This window comes from Streptomyces sp. SID13666, assembly GCF_010548325.1.
Classification (GTDB): Bacteria; Actinomycetota; Actinomycetes; order Streptomycetales; family Streptomycetaceae; genus Actinacidiphila; species Actinacidiphila fildesensis.
Window position 1 is genome coordinate 546,186 of the sequence record NZ_JAAGLX010000001.1, and the last position, 20,765, is coordinate 566,950.

The 20,765-nt window shown below is 70.0% G+C and carries 20 protein-coding genes and 1 pseudogene; 8 read left to right on the forward strand and 13 right to left on the reverse strand.

Translation table 11 applies throughout. The annotated features are described in order from the left end of the window. Positions 1-84: 84 nt before the first annotated feature. The gene (locus G3I60_RS02715) at positions 85-747 is read left to right on the forward strand and encodes a class I SAM-dependent methyltransferase (RefSeq protein ID WP_164292382.1); all 663 of its coding nucleotides are present in this window, start codon (positions 85-87) and stop codon (positions 745-747) included. 31 nt (positions 748-778) lie between these two features. Here the strand turns inward: G3I60_RS02715 and G3I60_RS02720 are convergent, their stop codons facing one another. The 4 genes from G3I60_RS02720 to G3I60_RS02735 all read right to left on the reverse strand — a co-directional run bounded on the left by G3I60_RS02720 (position 779) and on the right by G3I60_RS02735 (position 4,556). Next, entirely contained in the window at positions 779-1,525 is a 747-nt protein-coding gene (locus tag G3I60_RS02720; RefSeq protein ID WP_164292381.1) for an SOS response-associated peptidase, read from the reverse strand. 34 nt (positions 1,526-1,559) lie between these two features. Next, positions 1,560-2,417, reverse strand: a complete 858-nt coding sequence (locus G3I60_RS02725) for an alpha/beta fold hydrolase (RefSeq protein WP_164292380.1) — start codon at positions 2,415-2,417, stop codon at positions 1,560-1,562. Further along, the gene (locus G3I60_RS02730) at positions 2,414-3,037 is read right to left on the reverse strand and encodes a TetR/AcrR family transcriptional regulator (RefSeq protein ID WP_164292851.1); all 624 of its coding nucleotides are present in this window, start codon (positions 3,035-3,037) and stop codon (positions 2,414-2,416) included. Before G3I60_RS02730 ends, G3I60_RS02725 begins: the two co-directional genes overlap by 4 nt. Positions 3,038-3,134: 97 nt before the next feature. Further along, positions 3,135-4,556 carry a hypothetical protein gene (locus G3I60_RS02735; protein WP_164292379.1) on the reverse strand — a complete coding sequence of 474 codons (1,422 nt, stop codon included), beginning with the start codon at positions 4,554-4,556 and terminating at the stop codon, positions 3,135-3,137. Between the two features lie 240 nt (positions 4,557-4,796). Here G3I60_RS02735 and G3I60_RS02740 point away from each other — a divergent pair, with 240 nt between their 5' ends. After that, positions 4,797-5,693: an ALF repeat-containing protein gene (locus tag G3I60_RS02740; RefSeq protein WP_164606456.1), complete on the forward strand. Its 897-nt coding sequence runs from the start codon at positions 4,797-4,799 to the stop codon at positions 5,691-5,693. Between the two features lie 61 nt (positions 5,694-5,754). On the opposite strand, the gene G3I60_RS02745 is transcribed toward G3I60_RS02740, so the two are convergent. Then, positions 5,755-6,399 carry a L,D-transpeptidase gene (locus G3I60_RS02745; protein WP_164292377.1) on the reverse strand — a complete coding sequence of 215 codons (645 nt, stop codon included), beginning with the start codon at positions 6,397-6,399 and terminating at the stop codon, positions 5,755-5,757. After that, a complete protein-coding gene (locus G3I60_RS02750; RefSeq protein WP_164292376.1) occupies positions 6,392-6,886 on the reverse strand; it encodes a SigE family RNA polymerase sigma factor in 495 nt (164 codons plus the stop codon). Before G3I60_RS02750 ends, G3I60_RS02745 begins: the two co-directional genes overlap by 8 nt. 142 nt (positions 6,887-7,028) lie before the next feature. Here G3I60_RS02750 and G3I60_RS02755 point away from each other — a divergent pair, with 142 nt between their 5' ends. Further along, on the forward strand, positions 7,029-7,991 hold the full coding sequence (locus G3I60_RS02755; RefSeq protein WP_164292375.1) for a L,D-transpeptidase: 963 nt from the start codon (positions 7,029-7,031) through the stop codon (positions 7,989-7,991). 91 nt (positions 7,992-8,082) lie between these two features. Here G3I60_RS02755 and G3I60_RS02760 read toward each other — a convergent pair whose 3' ends face one another. Together G3I60_RS02760 and G3I60_RS02765 are read right to left on the reverse strand one after the other, a co-directional pair. Continuing rightward, positions 8,083-8,979: an RNA polymerase sigma-70 factor gene (locus G3I60_RS02760; protein WP_138352383.1), complete on the reverse strand. Its 897-nt coding sequence runs from the start codon at positions 8,977-8,979 to the stop codon at positions 8,083-8,085. 110 nt (positions 8,980-9,089) lie between these two features. After that, complete coding sequence (locus tag G3I60_RS02765; RefSeq protein ID WP_164292374.1) at positions 9,090-10,295, reverse strand: FAD-dependent oxidoreductase; 1,206 nt, start codon at positions 10,293-10,295, stop codon at positions 9,090-9,092. A 385-nt stretch (positions 10,296-10,680) separates the two neighbouring features. Here G3I60_RS02765 and G3I60_RS02770 point away from each other — a divergent pair, with 385 nt between their 5' ends. Continuing rightward, the gene (locus G3I60_RS02770) at positions 10,681-11,514 is read left to right on the forward strand and encodes an SDR family oxidoreductase (RefSeq protein ID WP_164292373.1); all 834 of its coding nucleotides are present in this window, start codon (positions 10,681-10,683) and stop codon (positions 11,512-11,514) included. Positions 11,515-11,636: 122 nt separating this feature from the next. Then, entirely contained in the window at positions 11,637-12,923 is a 1,287-nt protein-coding gene (locus G3I60_RS02775; RefSeq protein ID WP_343241909.1) for an alkaline phosphatase, read from the forward strand. An 85-nt stretch (positions 12,924-13,008) separates the two neighbouring features. Here the strand turns inward: G3I60_RS02775 and G3I60_RS02780 are convergent. Further along, positions 13,009-13,164, reverse strand: a pseudogene (locus tag G3I60_RS02780) (TetR-like C-terminal domain-containing protein); the annotation flags it as partial. Positions 13,165-13,169: 5 nt separating this feature from the next. Between G3I60_RS02780 and G3I60_RS02785 the strand changes: the two are divergent. Beyond that, the gene (locus G3I60_RS02785) at positions 13,170-13,316 is read left to right on the forward strand and encodes a hypothetical protein (RefSeq protein ID WP_164292372.1); all 147 of its coding nucleotides are present in this window, start codon (positions 13,170-13,172) and stop codon (positions 13,314-13,316) included. A 253-nt stretch (positions 13,317-13,569) separates the two neighbouring features. Beyond that, positions 13,570-13,995 (forward strand): DUF6299 family protein, encoded by a 426-nt coding sequence (locus G3I60_RS02790; RefSeq protein ID WP_164292371.1) that lies wholly within the window; start codon positions 13,570-13,572, stop codon positions 13,993-13,995. Between the two features lie 24 nt (positions 13,996-14,019). Here G3I60_RS02790 and G3I60_RS02795 read toward each other — a convergent pair whose 3' ends face one another. From G3I60_RS02795 to G3I60_RS02810, 4 genes are all read right to left on the reverse strand, one after another. Beyond that, the gene (locus tag G3I60_RS02795) at positions 14,020-14,427 is read right to left on the reverse strand and encodes an SHOCT domain-containing protein (RefSeq protein WP_138352390.1); all 408 of its coding nucleotides are present in this window, start codon (positions 14,425-14,427) and stop codon (positions 14,020-14,022) included. A gap of 47 nt (positions 14,428-14,474) precedes the next feature. Beyond that, complete coding sequence (locus G3I60_RS02800) at positions 14,475-15,119, reverse strand: GAP family protein (protein ID WP_164292370.1); 645 nt, start codon at positions 15,117-15,119, stop codon at positions 14,475-14,477. Positions 15,120-15,198: 79 nt separating this feature from the next. After that, positions 15,199-15,645: a hypothetical protein gene (locus G3I60_RS02805; protein WP_164292369.1), complete on the reverse strand. Its 447-nt coding sequence runs from the start codon at positions 15,643-15,645 to the stop codon at positions 15,199-15,201. Positions 15,646-15,890: 245 nt separating this feature from the next. Then, the gene (locus tag G3I60_RS02810; RefSeq protein ID WP_164292368.1) at positions 15,891-17,897 is read right to left on the reverse strand and encodes a pentapeptide repeat-containing protein; all 2,007 of its coding nucleotides are present in this window, start codon (positions 17,895-17,897) and stop codon (positions 15,891-15,893) included. Positions 17,898-18,094: 197 nt separating this feature from the next. Here G3I60_RS02810 and G3I60_RS45010 point away from each other — a divergent pair, with 197 nt between their 5' ends. Then, complete coding sequence (locus G3I60_RS45010) at positions 18,095-20,695, forward strand: MDR family MFS transporter (RefSeq protein WP_343240764.1); 2,601 nt, start codon at positions 18,095-18,097, stop codon at positions 20,693-20,695. The last annotated feature ends 70 nt before the right edge of the window (positions 20,696-20,765 follow it).

A 20,765-nucleotide genomic window follows, 5' to 3' on the forward strand; every position in this document is an offset into this window, starting at 1 on the left:
GTGCCCGCGGCGAACCCGGCACAGGCGGGCGGGCGAATCGTGATTCTCCCGCTCGCCCCCTCCCCGGGAACTACTGTCGCGGGCATGGTCGAACACGATGCCCTCGATGCCACCCGCGAGGGATACGACGCCGCTGCCTCCCTGTATGCGCAGCGGTTCCGCGACGAGCTGCGTGACAGGCCCTTGGACCGCGCGATCCTGAGGGCCTTCGCCGAGGTCGTCAGTGGGAGTGGGGGCGGCCGGGTCGCGGACCTGGGATGCGGGCCCGGCCATATCGCCGCGCATCTTGCCGAGTTGGGGCCGGCGGTGTTCGGCATCGATGCCTCGCCCGCGATGATCGGATTGGCTCGGCAGGCTTATCCGGGCCTGCGGTTCGACGTGGGCTCGATGGCCGCGTTGAACATCGCTGACGGTGTGCTGAGCGGCGTACTCTCACGGTGGTCCGTCATCCACACGCCGCCGCGGGAACTCCCCGTCATACTCGCGGAGTTCCATCGTGTGCTGGCACCTGGCGGCCACCTTCTGATCGGCTTCTCGGCCAGCGATGACGCGTCCCACCCGACGCAGGTCTTCGATCACGCCGTCGTGCCGGCCTATCGGTGGTCACCCGACCACCTCGCCGCGATGCTGCGCGAGGCGGGATTGGCCGAGGTGGCCCGGATGGTGCGCGAGCCTCAGCCCACCGACCGACGGCAGTTCCAGGAGATCCACCTGCTCGCCCGCAAAACCGAGCCAGGGAGTGCGTGACGGCGCACCTGACCGCACCCGCCGCCGCACTTCACCCGGTGCCGGCATCTGCCGGTGGGGCGTCGAGGAGTTGCGGTCCGTTGTTGCGGACGTTGTTGACCGCGGTGGACACCGCACGGGTGTCGAGGTGTCCGTCGGCGGGAGTGGCCAGGAGCGCCCGGAGTTCGTGCGGGTCCTGGTGGGTGGGGTCGAGCCAGGCGTCGTGGTCGGCCGGGGCGATGGCCAGCGGCATGCGCGGGTGGATCCGCCCGGCCAGGTCGGTGGCCTCGGTGGTGATGATGGTGCAGGTCGTCCACCACGCCGCCGCATCGTCCTCCGCGACCTCCGGGTCGCGCCAGAACTCGTACAGTCCCGCCATCGCCATCACCGCCCCGTCCTCGGGGCTGATGAAGTACGGCTGCTTGTGCGCCTTCGCACTGTCCGTCGCCGGAACGGCCTGCCACTCGTAGAAGCCGTCCGCCGGCAGCAGGCAGCGCCGCTTGGCGAACGCGCGACGGTAGGCGGGCTTCTCGTGGACCGTCTCCACCCTGGCGTTGATCATCTTCGCGCCGACGCCCAGGCTCTTGGCCCAGGACGGCACCAGGCCCCATCGCAGCGGCCGCAGCTGCCGCACCAGCTCGCCGCTGTCGTGGTCGGCACGCTCCAGCACCGCCCACACGTCATCCGTCGGAGCGACATTCCAGCTCGGCGCGAGGATCTGTTCGGGATTCCGAGCGGTGACCTGGAACAACGGGGCCAGATGCTGGGGGCTGCGGGTGGAGACGTATCGGCCACACATGACACCTACCCTGCCACGCCTTCAGACGGGTCGCTCAGTCGATTCCGTCCAGGAACGGGATGACCGCATCGATGAAGTGCTCGTTCCGATCTCCGGCCACCATGTGCCCCGCGCCCGCCACATCGACGCGCCGCGCGTGGGGAACCCTGGCGCAGAACTCCTCGGCGATGTCTTCCCGCACCACATCGCTGATCCCGCCGCGGACGAGCAGAATCGGCGCCTCGGCGTGGCGCGCTGCGTCGAGGAGCCGCTCCGCCATGCCGGGCGGGTCCATCCGCCCCTCGAAGCTGTCCAGCATCCGGGGGTCCCAGTGCCAGACCCACCGATCGCCGTGGCGTCGCAGGTTCTTCCGTATCCCCTCGGGGTCGTCCGGACGTGAGCGATGCGGCAGATGGGCGGAGACCGCCGCGGCCGCTTCCCCGACGCCGGCGAATCCGTCCGGCTCACGGCGCATGAACTCGACGATCCGGCGAACCCCGCGAGGGTCCGGTCGATGGGCGACGTCGACGAGCACCAGGGCGCGAATCGCCGCCCTGGGTGCCTCTCCGGCGGCGAGCAGCGAACTCAGGCCGCCGAGCGAGGCACCGACGAGCACCGGCCGGTCGCCGACTTCGGCGACGAGCGCCCGGACGTCCTCGGCGAACAGGTCGAGGTCGTAGTCACCATCGGCCGACCATTCGCTGGTGCCGTGCCCCCGCAGGTCCGGGGCGATGACCCGCCACCCCAGTGCGGCGAGTCGAGGACCGGTCCGACCCCAGGCGTGTCGCGTCTGGCCGCCGCCGTGCAGCAGGACGAGAGGCGGCGAGGACGACTCGCCCCACACATCCGCGGTGAGCAGGATCCCGCCGCGGCCCACGAAACGTCGGGCCCGCGGCAGTGCACCGGCCGTCATGGCGCGCCTCGGGTTCGCAGCGGCGCCAGGAGTTGGTCGCGGTGGGCATCCGCGGCCGCCGCGGCGAGCGCGACGTCCAGCGCGAACAGGGCACGTGCGAGGAACCGGTCCTCATTGATCAGGGCGGCGACCCACTGGTGGAGCGCACCCACGCACGCGGTGCCGACGACGGCGGCCAACGCCTCGGTGTCGATGTCGGCGCGTAGCAGACCCTGCGTCTGTGCATCCGCCATCGCCTGGCGGAGTTGGGTGAGGGGACTGCGGTCCAGTACGAGCCCGCTCTCCTCCCACTCGCGCACCATCCGGCGCGACACGACCGGGTCGTCCACGAACAGCTGGACGGTCGACCTGACGACCTCCTGCGGGCCACCGGCTCCGAGCGCCGTGAGGCGGCGCTCGAGTTCGTCCGTGAACCCGGCGGCGAGCGCCTCCCAGATCTTGTCGCGCGGTCCGATCAGGTTGTACACGGTGGCCGGGGCGACCGCCGCTCGCTCGGCGATCCGCTCGGTACTGATCACCGCTTCCGGGTTGTCCCGCAGGAGTTCGCGCGTCGCGTCGAGGATCCGGAGCCGTCGCTGGGCCTTGTGCTGCTCACGCAGCCCCCCTTCGACCGTCTGCATACGCACACACCCCTTCACCTTGACTTAGAGAGTACTCCAAAGTTAGAGATGCCTCTGGATTCAGTCAAGCAACCTGGGCGAGCTGCCTCTCTACGGCCTATCCGCGTCCCGCACCCACCTCGGACGCGCTGCCCCGCACCGCGTCCATCACCGCCCCGGACGCCGCGCTCATGCGGCGCTTGCGGAGGTCCAGGACAGGTGCCGGGTTCGAGATGCCCCGGGATGCCAGCAGGTTCATCAGGGCCCAGATCACGTCAGGGCGCTCCGTGACGGGGAGTTCTTGTCCTTCGGGCGTGATGACCGTGGCCGCGGTGGTGCCGGCGAGGAGGTTGGTGCGGGCCCAGTCGACGACGAACGAGCTGCCGTTCGGAGCGGCGTACAGGACGACCTCCCGCGTGCGATGCAGGACGGCGAGATAGTTCATCGGCACCGTCAGCCGCCGGGCGGCGTCGAACGCGGGTGTGCCGTCGGCCGGATGGATGCGCAACACCGTGTCGAGGACCGGGCCGTGGCTCTGGAACGTGTTGGTGGCGGTCATCTGCAGGAACCGGGCCCGCACCAGCACGCCACCGCGGCGGGACCACCGTCGGCCGACGGGACCGAACCCCGCCGCCTCACCCGGAAGGCTGTCCACGAGCCACCGGGACTCCTCGCCCGGCTCGGTCACCGGCGCCCGGTCCTCCGGGGCGGCGCGGTCCTGTTCGGCCACGGCGGTGTAGCGCGCCGCGACGGCCGGGTCCAGGCGCCGCAGATCGGTCGTGTCGCCGGTCATCTCGATGCCCCCGGCCTCCCGGGAGATCCGCATCTGGCGCAACTGGCGCACGGGGCGCCGGGTCACATCGGTCGGTCGGCCGTCGAGGTCGATCACCCGGCAGGTTCTCGTGCCCGCGAGCAGGGCGCTGCGCGGCCAATGGGGGGTGACCCGTCCGGGGACCCGCGGATCGGCCGGGTCGGCGGGACGGCCTGGATCGACCAGGACGGCCAGCCGGCCCGCGGTGACCGCCGACAGGCACAGGGACGGCACCCGCCACTCGCCCGTGGTCTCGAACCGGTCGGCGACCTCGGCCTCGTCGCCGTCGTGCACGCGCAGCCACATCCTGACCAGCGGTGTGAACTCATCGGGGGAGAGGCCGCCGCCGTAGGTGGTGAACCCCGCACCGCCCTCGGGGTCGTAACGCACGAGCGACGCCTCCAGGACGTCCGCCCGCACCAACCGCGCCTGCACCGAGCTCGGTTCCGACCGAGGAGCCCACAGCACGAAGGTGTCGTCCCCGTACGGGACGCTTCGGTCCTTCAGCCGGTCCCTGCGCGTGATCCGGGGGAAGGCACGGCGCGTGAACCGGAGGGTCGGCAGCGGGATCGCGACCAGGCCGACCCCTCCGATGGCGAGCGCGATCCAGGCCCAGTCCTCGCCCGCACGCCAGGCGCTGTATCCCACGAGCAAGGCGAGCGGAACCGGAAAACACAGGATCACGGCGCAGCCAAGGTTGCCGATCACCACACGGCCGTAGCTACGCATGGCCCCCCTCAAGTTCGTCCCTGTACCCGCACCATGGTGTGTGGCCTGGGGATACCCGCCCGCTGCCTCCATAGTCCCGTCGCCCCGGCCCCGGCACCACCCTTCCGGGAGAACGGACCCACCTGCGGGGCGATGAGGGGGTCGGGCGCGGCGAGGGGGACTATGGTCAAGACAAGATCAAATCGAGCTTACTCTATGGGGACATTCTCAGATTTTTCTTATAAAAAGTAGGTTCCCCAGATGAAGCTGGCTCGTATATCGGCGATCGTCGCCGCGGCCGCGATCGCGCCGGCCGTGCTCTTCTCCTCTCCGGCGGTCGCCGCCGAAGGTACGCAGCCGGTCACCACCTCGGCGCCCGACACGGCCCCGGACACGAAGCCGGCCGATCCCGCCCACGGTTCGGACTCCTCGGCGGACGACGACCGGGTCGCGATCCTCAGGATCCTCGCCGACAAGAACACCGGCCGGGCCGTGCGGGAGGCGGCGCAGAAGGCGCTCGACGGTACTCCGGAGGACCTGCGGTACTTCCTCGAGGTCGGCCAGTACCAGGCCCGCCTTCAGGACGACCGGGTCCGGATCGCCCAGATCATCAGCGACGGCGGCCCCTCGCTGCAGGAGGCCGGCGAAGCCGCGCTGACCGCCAACACTCCCGAAGCCATCAAGTACTTCCTCGAAGTCGGCCAGTACAAGGCCAAGTTCGAGGACGACCAGGTCAAGGTCTCCCAGATCATCAACGCCGGCGGCCCCGAAGTGCAGAAGGCCGGCAAGGCCGCACTCCGCACCGGGACTCCCGAGAGCATCAAGTACTTCCTCGAAGTGGGCCAGTACGAGGCCCGCGCCAAGGACAAGGCCGCCGAGGACGCGGCCAACAACAAGCCCACCCCGACGCCCGGCACGGGCGACAAGCCGACCACCGGTGACCAGCCGAAGCCGGGAACCGAGGTCAGCGGCAAGCCCGCCGCCGTCGTGACCTCCGCGCCGAACGCCGCCGCCCCCGCGGGGAACAGCGGTACCGAGCTTGCCTCCACCGGCGCTGGGGACACCCCGCAGTGGGCCGTCGGCGGTGCCGTCGTCGCCCCCGGGGCGGGCGCCGGCCTGGTCCTCATGAACCGCCGCCGCCCGTCCGCCGGCCGCTGAGTCAGGACTCTGCGTCAGGACTCCTGGTCGGGATGGGGCGCCGAGCCATCCTCCACGCCGCTCACCTGTGGTCCACGGTGATCGTGGCTCCGATCTCGAGCTGCTGGTACAGCCACTGGGCGTTCTCGCTCAGTGGCACTCCGATCTGGCTGCCGCGTGGTGACTTGAACGGCCACTCGAGCAGCAGGACGGTCGCACCGCCGTCCGACTTCAGTTCCACCACCCATTGGGCCCGGTAGTCGTACTGTTCGCCGGAGCCGAGCGTGGGCGCGGCCACGGTGCGCTCGGCGGATTTGGACACCACGGTCAGCCGCTCCGCCGGCGAGGAGCTCCGCACGGACACCGGGATCGTCCGAACCTGGTGGCCGTCTCGCTCGACGACGACCCGCTGCCGGCTCAGATCGAGGGACACCGTCGCCCGCCCGGTCCGAGAAGGGCTCGGGTCCGGGCTCGGGGCGGCCGGCGCCGACGCGGCGGGCGAGGCCGGCGGCCGGTGCGACTGCAGCACCCGCGGTGCCGCCACCGCGGCAGTCGCCACCAGCGCCACCGTCACCGCGGCGGACGCCGCGACCCGCCGACGCCGGCGCCGTCCCGCACCGCGCCGGCGGATCTGCGCGCCGGTCAGCGAAGGAGACGTCTCGCCCTCGGCAGCAAGTCCGCGCAGCACGGAGTCGAACTCGTCCCGCTCGCCGTCGACGTCAGACATGGCTGCCTTCCCTGTCCCGCACACTCAGCAGCCGGGCGAGAGCGGCCCTGCCCCGCGACAGCCGTGCCTTGACGGTCCCGACCGCAGCACCGGTGGCGACCGCGACCTCTTCCACACTCATGTCGCACAGATGATGCAGCACCACTGCCGTCCGCTGCGCCTCGGGCAACTGCCGCAATGCCTCCACCAGCACCGTGTGCTCCAGCCCGGGACCGGGCGTACGGTCCTGCGGCGGGTTGTGCCGCACCAGCTCCAGCCACCGCCGTGTCCGCCGCCAGCGGCTCACGGCGAGCCGTACCGCCACCGTACGGATCCACGCCTCCGGCGCGCCCTCGGCCAGGAGTGCCCCGCGCCGGTCCCAGGCCCGTACAAAGGCTTCCTGCACCACGTCCTGCGCCTCGCTGTGATCGCCCGTCAGCGCGTACAGCTGCCCTACGAGACGGGGGAACGCCGCCGCGTAGAAGACATCGAATTCCTCCTCGGTCACGAGCGCAAGGACTCCCGTTCCGGGCTCGTGGTTCCCTGCGGAGATTTCCGTGTCCCAGATGCAACCTGCCGCCCCTCCCATGCGTACAGAAGCCGTACCGAGCCAGCTGACCTGCAGCTGTCTTTCCCCGGGGGAGGATCCCATGCCACGCCACACCCGCGTCCGTCACCGCGCCACCACCGCTCTCGCCGCAGCCGGCCTGATCGGCGGGTTGTCGCTCACCGCATGCCAGGGCGCCGGTGTGACACCGAACGCCGCCGCAGCGGAGCGCAGCCGGCCCGCCACCACGGCCGCTGCCGCCGCGCCGACCGCGACCGAGCCCACGCAGCCCGCGCCGTCCCGGGCCGCCCTCGACCGTCTGGCCACCGCCTCGGTCAATATCTCCGACGGTCTGGAGGCCGGCGTCGGCATGCCGATATCGGTGACCTTCAAGCACCCGATACCCGCGGCCGAACGCGCCGACGTCGAGCGTTTGTTGAAGGTCACGGCCGACCCGGGGGTCACGGGGAGCTGGGCCTGGATCAAGGACCGCAATCTGAACGACGGCCAGCGCGTCGACTTCCGCCCGAAGGCCTACTGGAAGCCGGGCACCAAGGTCAGCCTCCACGCGGGCCCCGGTATCTCCCGTACCTTCACCATTGCCCGCTCCCTTGTCGCCACCGTTGACGTCCGCACCCACCGGATGACCGTCGTCAAGGACGGAGCCGCGAACCGGACCATCCCGATCACCGCGGGCGCACCGGGTATGGACACCTGGAACGGCACGATGGTCGTCTCCGACAAGGAACGCTCGGTGATGATGGACTCCCGCACGGTCGGCTACGGCGACTCCTACCTCGGGCGGTACAACTACGCCGTCCACCTCACGACCTCGGGCACCTACCTCCACGAGAACCCCAAGGCCAACACCTACGGCGGCCACAGCAACGTCACCCACGGCTGCATCGGCCTCGCCAGCGACGGAACGGCCCGCCGCTTCTTCGAGCAGGTCATCCCCGGCGACGTCATCCGCGTCACCGGATCCAAGGACCAGGTCGCCGCCGGCAACGGCTACGGAGACTGGAATGTCTCATGGTCCGCATGGCTCGCCCTCAGCGCCCTCTGATCCGTCTCCGTCGGCGCGGGGCGTCCACTGCCCCGCGCCGACGGCCGGCCCGCCGCTCTCGACCCGGGGACCGAAGAGCGCGTACGAGGCCTCATCCCAGGGTGAGCGGGGTCTCGGATGCGACGCGGGACAGCTTCTCGGGGTTGCGGACGTAGTAGATGCCGCTGATGCGGGCGTCCTCGACACGGACCGCCATGATGCCGTCGAGCTCCCCGTCCAGGTGTACGAGGAGTGCCGGGTTGCCGTTGATCATGGTGGGGGCGACAGTGATCGGGCTCTTCTCCTTGCCGAGACCACCGATCATGAAGCGGGCCACCTTCTCGGCGCCGATGATCGGCCGCAGCGCGGCCCGCTTGACTCCGCCGCCATCGCCCATCAGGACGACCTCCGGGGCGAGCACGTCGAGGAGGTCCTGCGGATTGCCGGTTTCGAGTACACGCCGGAACGACTCCAGGGCGGCCCGGGTCTCGCCCTGGGAGACCACCTGGCGAGGGCGCCGGGCGTCGACGTGCCGGCGGGCGCGGTGCGCGATCTGGCGGACGGCCGCGGGGCTCTTGTCGACGGCGGCCGCGATCTCGTCGTAGCCGACATCGAACGCCTCGCGCAGTACGAAGACGGCGCGCTCGGTCGGCGACAGCGTCTCGAGGATGAGCATCATCGCCATCGACACGCTCTCGGCGAGCTCGACGTCATCGGCCACGTCCGGCGCGGTGAGCAGCGGCTCGGGCAGCCACTGGCCGACATACGCCTCCCTGCGGCGACTCATCGCGCGCAGCCGGTTGAGCGCCTGCCGGGTCGTGATCCGGACCAGGTAGGCGCGCTGGTCGCGCACCTGCTCCAGGTCGACCTTGACCCAGCGCAGCCACGTCTCCTGGAGGACGTCCTCGGCGTCGGCCGCTGATCCGAGCATCTCGTAGGCGACGGTGAAGAGCAGGTTGCGGTGGGCGACGAACGTCTCGGTCGCCAGGTCAGTGGCCTGGTCGCTCATATCTCGACCCTTCTCCTTCGCGGCCGGCCTTGGTTGCCGACGGCCCTCAAGCGTGTATCGACGGCAAGATTCTCATTCGTCAGCAGCCCGGATCCGCCCCGGGGGCCAGGTCAGGCCGCGGGCTGGGCGGTGGCTTTCGTCTCGCCGCGCCGGTCCTGCAGCAACTGCTGGCGCTTGGCACCTCCGGAAACGCGGTGCAGGCTGTACGAACCGGGCTTGCCCGCCTCGTCGGCCAGATGCTTGACGATCCCCTTGCACACGAACTCCTTGAGCCTCGCACCGGAGCGACCGTCGATGTGGAACCAGAGCGCGACGTCGTAGCGGTGGGCGAACTGGAAGATGCCGGCGCGCCGGCCCAGGCTGATGCACTGGCCGGCGAACGCCTGGTTGAGGGGCGAGGGCTGCTCACCGGCGATCCGGCTGAGCACCGTGTCGGCGGCCCGCGCGCCCAGCGGCATCGCGGCCTGGCAGCTCATCCGCAGCGGTAGGTCCGACGGTGCCGCCGAGTCCCCGGCCGCGACGATGCGCTCGTCGTCCACGCTGGTCAACGTCTCGTCCGTGAGCAGGCGGCCCACGGCGTCGGTGCTCAGCCCGCTGCGGGCGGCCAGGTCCGGCACACCGAAGCCGGCGGTCCACACGGTCACCGCACTGGGCAGCGTGCGGCCGTCGCGGAGTTGGACAGTGTCGCGCGCCACCGCCGTCACCTTCGTGCCGGGGCCGTCGAGCACGGTCACTCCGAGGGTGGCCAGCCGCTTGGCGACCGAGCGTCGGCCCCGGGGGTGCAGGTACGGGCCGAGCACCCCTCCGCAGACCAGGGTCACGGTGCGGCCGGCCTCCGCCAGTTCGGCGGCGGTCTCGATACCGGTCGGACCCGCTCCGACCACCGTCACCGCGGCCGTTGCCGGCGCGGCGTCGAGGACCGGCCGCAGCCGCTGTGCCTCCTCCAGACTGGCGATCGGGTAGGCGAACTCGCCCGCTCCGGGCACGCGCGGATCGGCGCTGCCACTGCCCACCGCGTAGATCAGGTAGTCGTAGCCGACCGCGCCGCCCGACGCCAACGCCACGCTGCGTTCGGCCGCGTCGATCCGGGCCACGGAATCGACCACCAACTCGATTCCCGAACGCAGGACTTCGCTGTACTCGACGACAGCGTCGTCGGACCCGCCCACCAGTTGGTGCAGCCGGATCCGCTCGACGAAGCTCCGGCGCGGGTTGATCAGCGTCACGGTCACGTCGTCGCGCTGCGTCAGGCGGTTGGCCGCCATGACGCCGGCGTATCCTCCGCCGATCACGACCACATTGCTGTTCCCGGTCACGGTGTCTCCATTCGTTGTCGGCTATTCGGGCACAAGACACCGCGGGGCCGGTCCCTGTGACAGCGTGTGAGTCAGATCACTCCACGGGACGTCGGCCCGGCATCGGCGCCATCGTCCGATGGGCCGGTGCCGCCGTGAGCTGACCGTCGGGGTGGCCGCCGATGGTGCCTGCGGCGGCCGGGCCGCGTGGGGGCGCCTGTCTGTGCGCCCGGGCGCCTCCGTGCGCCCCCGCGGGAGGGGTGACCGTGCACCGGAATCCCCTGACCATGAACTGCTGCCATCAGCCGGGCGGCCGCGGCCGCGACTCCGCGGGGGCGGCCACGGCACGGCGGTCACCGCGGGGCGCCACGATCATCCGGAACAACTCAGTCATGACGGGGGAACGATGGGACGACGCTGGCTGGTCACGGGATGCTCCTCCGGCCTCGGGCACGCACTGGCCACGGCCGCGGCCCGGGCCGGGGACGAACTGGCGGTCACCGCCCGCAAGACCGCCGACCTGGAGGAGCTGGCCGCCACCTGGCCCGGCCGTATCACCCCGATTCCCCTCGAGTTACGTGACGCCGCCTCGTGCGAGGAGGCCGTCCGTATCGCGGTCGACCGTCTCGGCGGTATCGACATCCTCGTGAACAACGCCGGCGTCGGACTGTTCGGCGCGGTCGAGGAGGTCTCGGACGCCGAACTCCGCGACCAGCTGGAGACGCTGCTGGTCGGCCCATGGCGGCTCACCCGCCTCGTCCTGCCGTTGATGCGGACCCAGGGACATGGCCACATCCTCAACGTCTCCTCCGTGGTGGGCCGGATAGCCTTCCCGGGGCTGGCCGCCTACGTCGCCGGAAAGCACGCCCTCGAAGGCATGAGCCAGGCGCTGACCATCGAGGCCGCCCCGCACAACATCCGCGTCACCGTGCTCGAACCGGGCATGTTCGCCACGCGCTACGGCACGTCCATGACGGAAGCGGGCCATCGGGTCCCCGCCTACGACGGGACGAACCGCGAGATGCTCGAAGGCTCCCGCGGCCTTGCGGACCATCCCGAGACCGGCCGCCCCGAGGACTTCGCGGCACGGGTCCTCGACATCGTCGCCGCCCCCGCGCCCACACCCCTGCGGATCCCGGTCGGCGACGACGCGTACGGCTATCTGGACCAGGCGGAACAGGAGGCCCGCGAGGAGTTCGCCGCGGCCCGGATTCTCGCGCGGGGTCCCCTTCCGGCCTAGGAGCAGTCGGCGACAAGGGCCCCGGAGGTTCCTCCCGTAGACGCACGGCGTTCAGGTGCGATACCCCATCACTCTCTACGTTCAGGGGGTCAAGAGATAGTCAAGTGTCTATAGGAGATTCCGTGAGCGGGCGGTTGCATAATGCGCGGCGTTGGGGTGTGCCCCTGGTGGCGGCGGTGGCCGCGGCGTCGGTGACCATGGTGATCAGCCCGACGATGGGTGCCTCCGCCACCGCGCCGAGCGCGCAGGCGAGGACCCAGGCGAAGAACGTCATCTTCATCAACGGTGACGGCATGGGGGCCGCGGCCCGCGAGGCGGCCCGACTGCACCTGGCCGGACTGGACGGGCAGCTGGCGATGGACAAGCTCACCGCGTCCGGTCAGTTGACCACGACCCCGCACGACCCGAAGTCCGTGGTGACGGACTCCGCGGCGGCTGCGACCGCGTGGGCCACGGGTGAGAAGACGTACAACGGCGCGATCAGCGTCGACGTCGACGGCAACCCGCTGGCGACGCTGGGCCAGCAGGCCAAGGCGGCCGGAAAGTCCACCGGTCTGGTCACCACGGCCCAGGTTACGGACGCTTCCCCGGCGGCGTTCTTCGCCAACACCGCGAACCGATCGGCGCAGGACGAGATCGCCCGCCAGTACCTCGACGTCAGCAAGCCGGACGTCATCCTCGGCGGCGGCGAGGACTGGTGGCTGCCCAAGGGCACCCCGGGCGCGTTCCAGGACAAGCCCGCCGAGGACCCGACCGAGGGCAGCCTCGGCACCAAGGGCAACCTCATCAACAAGGCGAAGAACGCGGGATACACCTACGTCTCCAGCGCCAAGCAGTTGGACAAGGCCAAGGGCGGCAAGCTTCTCGGTCTGTTCAGCAACGAGGAGATGTTCCAGCAGCGGCCCGAGGGCCAGGGCGACGTCTACAGCCCGGTGGTCGATCTCGCGACCATGACCACCAAGGCCCTGACGACCCTGGACAAGAACAGGAAGGGCTTCTTCCTGTTCGTCGAGGAAGAGGGCACCGACGAGTTCGCGCACTCCAACAACGGTGCCCGTCTCCTGCAGTCGATGCAGCAGCTGGAGAAGACCGTCGCGGTCGCCCGCGCCTACGTCGCCACTCACCCCGACACCCTGCTGGTCGTCACCGGTGACCACGAGACCGGTGGCCTGGCGGTGGAGGAGAACGACCCCAACGACGAGTCCGGAACCGCCATCTCCGCCGAGGACGGCCCGTTCACCATCGCGGGCAGCAGCAGGACGTTCACCCTGGACTGGACGACGTCGGGTCACACCAGCGTGGACGTGCCGGTGACGGCCAGCGGCCCGCTGTCGGACCGCTTCTCCGGCAAGCACCCCAACACCTACGTGCACGACGTGCTCGCCCAGGTGCTGGCGCCGCGCCGCTGAGCCACCCAGCGCACGAGGCCGGGCCCCGCAGAGAGCATCTGCGGGGCCCGGCCTCGCGTGCGTGCGGCCCCCGGGGCCGCAGCGCTCACGGGATCCGGCGGTGGACGTCCTCCAGCAGGTTCTGCATGGCCATGCGGAAGATCTCGTCCTGTTGGTCGCCGAGGAACGAGGTGTGCCCGAACACCTCCAGGACGACGAGGCCGTGCAGGTGCCCCCACGCACTGAGCAGCAGGGCGGTCGCTGCGTGTGCTCGGCCGCTCGGCCTGGTACGCGCCCGGCTTCCTGCGCACCTTCCACGCGCGGTTCGGCCTCAGCGAAGGCGGCCCCGCGCCCGCGGCCGCGCCGGAGCTCGTCGACGAGTCGCCGTACGCGAAGAACTCGGCGCAGGTCTGACCACGCGAGAGCGCACCCACGCAGTGCCCGCCTCCACCGCACCGGAGGCGGGCACGGTCGTGCCGCGGGATCGACTCGACGCTGCCCTGCTGACGAGTTCGCCTGCTCCCCGCCGGCCTGTCCTCAAGCGCTTGGCTGTGATGCAACCGGGTGACGTGGGATGTATGCCGTCGGACGTTCGGTCGGCGGAGGGCGGGGATCCGGTACATGTGGAACCTCTTGTTCCTGGCCGCATACTCCCAGAGGTGCCCTCATGTCCTTGCGCCCCGTTCTCGGCGCCGTCGCCAGTGCCGCGCTGCTGCTCCTGCTCAATGTCCCCATGGCATCGGCGGACCCGAGCGAGGTAGTGACCGTCGACCCAACCGGTAGCCTCGCAGCCGACGGGACCATCACCCTCTCCGGCACCTACCGCTGTGCAAGTGGACCGAACCCCGTGTTCGTGTCCTCCTCCGTGTCCCAGGGCGACACCCGTGTCCGCTACGGCATCGGTGGCACCAACGCCGTCTGCGACCAGACGGAGCACCGTTGGGTCAACTCCGAGAAGCTCGCCCCGGGCACCGTCACAGCAGGCGCCGTCCGTGTTGAAGCCACCGTGATGGAACTGGACTCCAGCGGAGGTCTCCCCCTGCCGAGGCTCCACGTGGCCGGGCGGCAGGACATCAAGCTCGTCGCGGGCTGAGAAGAGCGGTCTGCCGCTCCGCCCTCAGGCCAGGAGTTTGGTCTTGGCCTGCTCGAATTCCTTGTCCGTGATGTCGCCGTGCTTCTTGAGTTCGGCGAGCCTGGCGAGCTCGTCGGTGGTGCTGCTGGTGCCGGCGGCGGCACGCACGTACGTCTGGAACTCCTCCTCGTGGCGCCTGGCCTGGTGCACGTCGCGTTCGTGCATGCCGCTGCCCCGGACGATCAGGTACACGAAGACGCCCAGGAACGGCAGGACCAGGACGAAGAACGCCCAGAAGGCCTTCATCCAGCCGTTCAGCTCGTGGTCACGGAAGATGTCAGCGATGACACGGAACAGCAGCATGAACCACAGCACCCACAGAAAGATGACCGCTATGGTCCAGAACAGGTTCAGCATCGGATAGTCCGATGCCAGGCTCACCGATTGGTTCATGGTCTCCTCCGTCGGTCGCGGTTGTTCTCAGGTCGCCGGTTGTGGTCTCAACTGACGAGTCCGTAAAGGCTCTGTCCCACCAGCCATAGGCCGAGTCCGAGCGACAGGCTCACGATCGCCTGGTCCTGGTGACCCTCGATCCAGGAGCGCAGACCGCTGAGTCCGGTCGCGGCGGCGGTCGGCCTGAAGGTGGCGTAGAGCTCCATGACCAGCAGGCTGGAGGTGGCCAGCAGGACGTAGCCGATCAAGGCCAGGTAGGTGGCGAGGGACGACAGGTTCGCCTGCACCACCGTCGCTCCACCGGCGGCGACGATGCCCCATGGCTGCAGCAGGATTCCCAGTCCCGCCGCGGACCACAGGGATATGTTGTCGAGTCGGGCGAACCACTTGGGGGACTGGCGTGGCCGGCGCCCACGGCGCCGTTTGCGCTCGCCGTAGAACACCATGCCGAAGCCCAGCAACAGTTTCACGGCCAGGGCGGCGGTGGACGGCGCGCTCTTGTGCACGAGGGGTTCCCCGCCGGTCATCAGGACCACTCCGGCGATGACAAGGACCAGACACGCCAGCCAGGCCAGGATGAACGCCAGTCCCTTGCGCACTCCTTTGAGCCCCGAGAGCAGCAGGATGAACGCGGTGTTGTGCAGGGGCCCCAAGGTGATGGCCAGACCGATGACGACGAGGTCAAGCACCATGGCTGCCTCCACGGGAGAGCCGCGTTCGGTGAGTTGAGCAGATGGGATCTGCTCAACTCACGGCGGCGGCACTCATCGGTCAGGATCGGGCTGCTGATGTCCCGGAGCGTGCGGGGGTGCACAGGGCATAGATGACGAAGATGTCGATGGCGATCAGGACGATCGCCCAGAACGGGTTGTAGGGCACCCACATGAAGTTGGCGATCAGGCTCAGTCCGACGAGGATGACGCCCACGGCGCGCGCCCACAGGGCTCCGGAGAAGAGAGCGCAGCCGGCGAGAAGCACGATGATGCCCAGGATGAGATGGATCCAGCCCCAGCTGGTCAGGTTGAACTGGAACGTGTAGTTCGTGGTTCTGACGAACAGGTCGTCCTTGGCGATGGCGGAAATCCCCTCGAGGATGGCCATGGCGCCGCTGAAGATCATCATGATCGCCGCGAACACAATCCAACCGGACTGACTGGTGAACGATGACCCGCCGGTACGGGTGCCTGCGGCCTGCGGCTGGTTGACGTTGCTGGCCATAGGTGCCTCCGTGATCAGGGGAGTCGCACGGAGCGGCCCTCTGAGCAGGCCGGTCGGCAGCTCCTCTACCAGCGTTCCACGACAATGCCGATCCCGCTCACTGTGCCGACCACGGGGTGCTGATGCTGGACCGGACGTGGGAGTTGAGACAGTGAGTAGTGGTGCAATGACTTGGAGTGATGAAGGCGTGGCTGCCTCCTGGGCATTCAGCGCGGACGATCGGGCCGGTGCCCGCATGGCGGCGGTCAGCGTTTGATGCGTCCGCGCACGGCGAGTGCGGCCAGGGCCAGGAGGATGGGTTCCAGCAGACGGGAAGTCATCTCGATGTAGGTGCCGGCAGTGGTGAGGTTCTGTCCGGAGGAGCGGAAGACCACGGAGTTGACGGCGACGCGAGTGGCTTTCTCGGTGCGCGCCGCGGTCATGCGCCGGCTGAGACTGCCGCGCAGGGAAGGATCGGGTGAGCTGGTGGTGAGGCTGATGGCGCTGCCGCGGAGGGTTCCTGTGGTGGCGGGGTCGGGGTCGTGGTCGGGCAGCCCGAAACCGGTGAGCAGGAGGATCGTCACGGACATGGCTGCCACTAGCCAGGCCAGGGCGCGGGAGGAGCGCAGGCCGTACCCGGAGAGCAGCCAGTAGCCCCACAACAGGCCGCGTTCGCCGCGAGGGGTGGAGGCGCGGTCGTGGCGGCGCATCTCCATCTCGCCGTAGTAGAAGTCGGCGGCGCCAGGCTCGTTCTTGCCGTCCTCGAACGCTTTGCGCAACTGTCGGTAGAGCGCGGCCACGTCTTCGGGGTCGGGAGTGAGGCCGGGGTCGGGGTGGTGAGGACCTTCGCTCCAGACCCGGGCCGACGGTGGCCGGCCGGCCACCGGTGCGGGGTGGCCGGCGTTCCGGGCGCGCCAGTGGTGCTCTTCCGCCAACGTCCGCCGGCGGGTCCACCGGTAGGGCCGGATGCCGCGGAGGTGCCAGCCGACGGGGGCCGGGGCGAGAGTGCAGCGGCCCTCCAAGCGGAGCTGGTCGAGGTGGAAGGCCCCGGAGAACAGGCACTTGGTCAGATCGGTGTCGGTCAGGACCAGGTGTGCGGCATCGACACCCTGAACCGATTGCACCTTGGCCTGGGGAGCTGCCCCGGCCAACAGGCTCTCGCCGCTCGGCGCGCGGTAGGAGAAGGGAGCCGGGTGGGCGGTGACCGCGGCGGGGGCGGACAGGACCGCGTGGCTGAGGTCCACTGCCGCGTAGCGGAGCCGCATCGTCATCGTCGCCTCCCATCGGGTCCGTACGCAGTCCACTCGACGCGCCGCGATTTCGAGGGTCACCGGCGTCTCGAATACCGCGCCGCTCAGATTGACTGTCCGGGCACAGAGCACCGGCCCGAAGGACGACGCTGCCGCAAACCGCGCGCTGGAGAACCGGGCGTCCCCACTGAACTGCGCCCCGTCGAAACCAGCTTCCCCGGTGAACTGCGTCGCAAGGAACTGGGCGTCCCCAGCGAACTGCGCTCCATCGAACTGGGCGTCCCCACTGAACTGAACCCCGTCGAAACCGGCTTCGCCGCTGAACCGCGCATCGAGGAACCGGGCGCCCTTGGTGAAGCAGGCCGTGTCGAACGAGGCATTAACGGCGAATTCAGCCTCGCTGAACCAGGCGTTATCGCTGAACCGGGTCTCGCGGAATCCAGCAGGTCCGCTGAACTCCGCTCTGTCGAAGTGGGCATCCTCGGTGAACTGCGCCATGTCGAACGCGGCGTCCTCAGCGAACCGCGTCCCGTCGAACCAGGCGTCCTTCATGAACCGTGTCCCGCTGAACCAGACACTCTTGGAGAACTGCGCCTCGGTGAACCAGACGGCGTCGTGGAACTGGACCTCGCGGAAGCGGGCTTGCCCGGTGAACCGTGCACCGTGGAACCAGGCGGGTCCGGTGAACTGCGCCCCGTTGAACCGGACGTTCTCGCGGAACGTCGCCTCGGCGAAGTAGGCGGAGCCGAAATGCGGGTTCCCCGTGGCGGGGTCGCGCACCGCGTCGAGGACCTGGTTGAGGAGGGACCGGGTGAGCGGGGTTCCGCGGAGGTCCACATCACTGCCGGACGTCAGGCCGGCGAGGTGGGCGGCGCGGTCGGCGTCGGCGAGGTGAGCCAGGCAGGCGGTACTGCCAGGGGTGTGGACGCCTCGGCAACCAATGGGGTCGTGAGCCGGATCCGCACCATGCCCGCAGTGCGGCCAGCCAGGGGTCAGGGGTACGGGTGTCGGGGGTGCGCTCATGGGTGGCGGCTCCAGCTGCTCGATCGATAGGACCTTACCGACCAGGGCCGACAGGACGCGCCGGAGCGGGTGAACCGCACGCGGGACGGGTTGCTCGCAGATGGCCGCAGTCACGACACCCCCCCCGCATAAGGGACTTCCGCACCGGACTCCAGGATCGGACACCGGAGTCCTGGCTCCTCAAGTATCTTGCTGCGGTGGACCAGTTGATCACCGAAGACCCGACCCATATAGGCCCGTACCGCCTGATCGCCCGCCTGGGCGCGGGCGGAATGGGTCTGGTCTACCTGGGCCGTTCGGAGGCCGGACGGACCGTGGCCGTGAAGGTGGTGCAGGCCGAGCACGCCCAGCACCCCGAATTCCGCAAGCGGTTCGCGCGCGAGGTAGCGGCCGCCCGTCGGGTGGGCGGGGCCTGGACGGCGGACGTGCTCGACGCCGACACCGAGGCCGCCGTGCCCTGGGTGGCGACCCAGTACATCCCGGGGCCGGACCTGCAGACGGTGGTCGCCAAGGACTTCGGACCGCTGCCCGAGCATTCGGTACGCACCCTCGCCAACCGCCTCGCCCTCGCGCTGCAGGCTGTTCACGAGGTGGGCCTGATCCACCGCGACCTGAAGCCGTCCAACGTCCTCGTCACCGTCGACGGCCCCCGCGTCATCGACTTCGGCATCGCTCGGGCGATGGACAGCCTCGCCGGGGACAGCCTGCACACCCGCACCGGCATGCTGATCGGCTCCCCGGGGTTCATGTCGCCGGAGCAGGTACGCGGCCTTGAACTCACCCCCGCCAGCGACGTCTTCTGCTTGGGTGCCGTGCTCGTCTACGCCGCCACCGGGCGCCTCCTGTTCGGCGCCACGGACACCGGCCTCAACGCCCACCTCTTCCGGATCGCCGAGGAGGAAGCGGACCTGACCGGCGTACCGGAATCGCTGGTCGATCTCGTACGCGCCTGTCTGCACAAGAACCCGGCCGAGCGGCCCGCACTGCAGCGGATCGCGGCGCACACGGCGGCGGACGGGAACGGTGAATGGCTCCCTGGCCCCGTGCTGGCCCAACTCGGCCGACATGCGGCTCAGTTGCTGGACTATGCCCCTGCGATGCGGACCGCTCCGCCGGCCCCGGCTCCCGTCGTCCCCGTCCAGCCGCTGCCCCCCATGCCCGTGTACACCCCGACGGCCCCGGCGGACTTCCGTCCGGCTCCGGGCTTCGGCCCGCCACCGGGGCCGTACCCCGGCTCCTGGCCCGCGCCCCCTGTCCCGGCGGACGTCCACGGCCCGCATCCCCGGCGCTGGTGGGGCCTGGCGGTGATCACGCTGGCACAGTTGCTGGTGCTGATCAATGGGTCGTACCTGGACATGATCGAGCCGGCCGTCATGGCCGATCTGCAGATCCCTCACGACGACCTGAGCCTGCTGTACCTCGCCCATCCCCTCGCCTTCGGGGGTCTGCTCCTCCTCGGCGGGCGCATCGCGGATCTCATGGGCCGTAAACGGGCGCTGATCATCGGTCTGGCCGGCTTCGCGGTGGCCTCCGCGCTCGGCGGCGCGGCCGCGGGCGGCGACATGCTCATCTGGGCCATGGCGCTGCAGGGTGTCTTCGCCGCACTGCTGTGGCCGTCGGCGCTGTCCCTGCTGGCCACCTCCTTCACCGACCCGAAGGAGCGCGGCAGGGCCTTCGGGGTCTTCGGTGTCATTGCCGGCGGCGGCTCGGCGATCGGACTGCTCGTGGGCGGTTGGGTGGTCACGAAACTGGACTGGCGCCTCGGTCTGTACATCAACGTCCTGATCGCCGTGGTCGCCGTGATCGGCGCGGCCACCCTGGTGCACGAGCGTCCGGGCCGCACTGCGGTGCGCCTGGACCTACTCGGCGCGGTGCTCGGCGCCGGCGGACTCTTCGCCCTCACCCTCGGCTTCAACAAGGCCGGGACATGGGGCTGGACCGACCCCCGGATCGCGGCCCTACTGGTGGGTGGCGTCCTGCTGCTCGCGGCCTTCGTGGGGTGGCAGACCCAGGCGTCGAGCCCGTTCCTGCCGCCCTACGTCTTCAGGGACCGAGCCCGCCTCGGCGCCTTCCTCACCATGGTCGTGGCAAGTATGGGACTTGTCGCGCTGTTCCTGACCCAGACCTTCTACCTCCAGGATGTCCTCGGTTACGACCCGTTCCGGTCCGGCGTCGCCTTCCTGCCCACGGTCGGCGCGATGGTCATCGGCTCCACCCAGATCTCCGCCCGCCTGCTGCACCGCGTCGGACCCCGCGCCTTGATGGTGCCGGGCCTGGCACTCGTGGCCGTCGGCGTTCTGCTCCTGACGCGCCTCACGCTCGACAGCACCTACTCCGCCCAGGTGCTGCCGAGCATGCTCCTCACCGGTCTCGGCACAGGCATGGCCTTGATGCCGCTCTTCGCCATCGCGACGGCCGGCACCACCCCGCAGGACTCCGGTGTGACCTCGGCATCGGTGAACACCGCCCAACAGTTCGGGGGTTTGATCGGAGTCGTGGGGTTCAGCAGCATCCTCGGCTCGGCCATCGTCGCCCGGGTGCACGATCTGTCCGGGCTCCCGCCAGGCCTTGACGAGCTGGCCCGGAGCGGGCGCGCCAGCAGCCAGCGAGGGCTCCCACCGTCGCTGTCGAAGCCGCTCGCCGAAGCGACCATGAGCGGATACACCTCCACCCTCTGGTGGGTGGCCGGCATCCTGCTGCTCGCGGCCCTGGTAGCGGGCCTGATGATCCCGCCCACCGGCCCCACGACCGAGCAGGCACCTCTCTACGGCAAGGGCGGCCACGTCGGACCTTCATGACGCGAGAGGGCGGCGTGACCCCGGCGTAATGAAAGTACGTGACGGGCGGTGGTCGGGCTCCGCCGCTCAT

Coding starts and splice junctions, on each gene's coding strand:
- G3I60_RS02740 (WP_164606456.1), top strand. CDS start 4,797: ATGAAGCTGGCTCGTATATCGGCGATCGTCGCCGCGGCCGCGATCGCG.
- G3I60_RS02755 (WP_164292375.1), top strand. CDS start 7,029: ATGCCACGCCACACCCGCGTCCGTCACCGCGCCACCACCGCTCTCGCC.
- G3I60_RS02760 (WP_138352383.1), bottom strand. CDS start 8,979: ATGAGCGACCAGGCCACTGACCTGGCGACCGAGACGTTCGTCGCCCAC.
- G3I60_RS02770 (WP_164292373.1), top strand. CDS start 10,681: ATGGGACGACGCTGGCTGGTCACGGGATGCTCCTCCGGCCTCGGGCAC.
- G3I60_RS02725 (WP_164292380.1), bottom strand. CDS start 2,417: ATGACGGCCGGTGCACTGCCGCGGGCCCGACGTTTCGTGGGCCGCGGC.
- G3I60_RS02800 (WP_164292370.1), bottom strand. CDS start 15,119: ATGGTGCTTGACCTCGTCGTCATCGGTCTGGCCATCACCTTGGGGCCC.
- G3I60_RS02745 (WP_164292377.1), bottom strand. CDS start 6,399: ATGTCTGACGTCGACGGCGAGCGGGACGAGTTCGACTCCGTGCTGCGC.
- G3I60_RS02790 (WP_164292371.1), top strand. CDS start 13,570: ATGTCCTTGCGCCCCGTTCTCGGCGCCGTCGCCAGTGCCGCGCTGCTG.
- G3I60_RS02795 (WP_138352390.1), bottom strand. CDS start 14,427: ATGAACCAATCGGTGAGCCTGGCATCGGACTATCCGATGCTGAACCTG.
- G3I60_RS02810 (WP_164292368.1), bottom strand. CDS start 17,897: ATGAGCGCACCCCCGACACCCGTACCCCTGACCCCTGGCTGGCCGCAC.
- G3I60_RS02730 (WP_164292851.1), bottom strand. CDS start 3,037: ATGCAGACGGTCGAAGGGGGGCTGCGTGAGCAGCACAAGGCCCAGCGA.
- G3I60_RS02805 (WP_164292369.1), bottom strand. CDS start 15,645: ATGGCCAGCAACGTCAACCAGCCGCAGGCCGCAGGCACCCGTACCGGC.
- G3I60_RS02735 (WP_164292379.1), bottom strand. CDS start 4,556: ATGCGTAGCTACGGCCGTGTGGTGATCGGCAACCTTGGCTGCGCCGTG.
- G3I60_RS02720 (WP_164292381.1), bottom strand. CDS start 1,525: ATGTGTGGCCGATACGTCTCCACCCGCAGCCCCCAGCATCTGGCCCCG.
- G3I60_RS02715 (WP_164292382.1), top strand. CDS start 85: ATGGTCGAACACGATGCCCTCGATGCCACCCGCGAGGGATACGACGCC.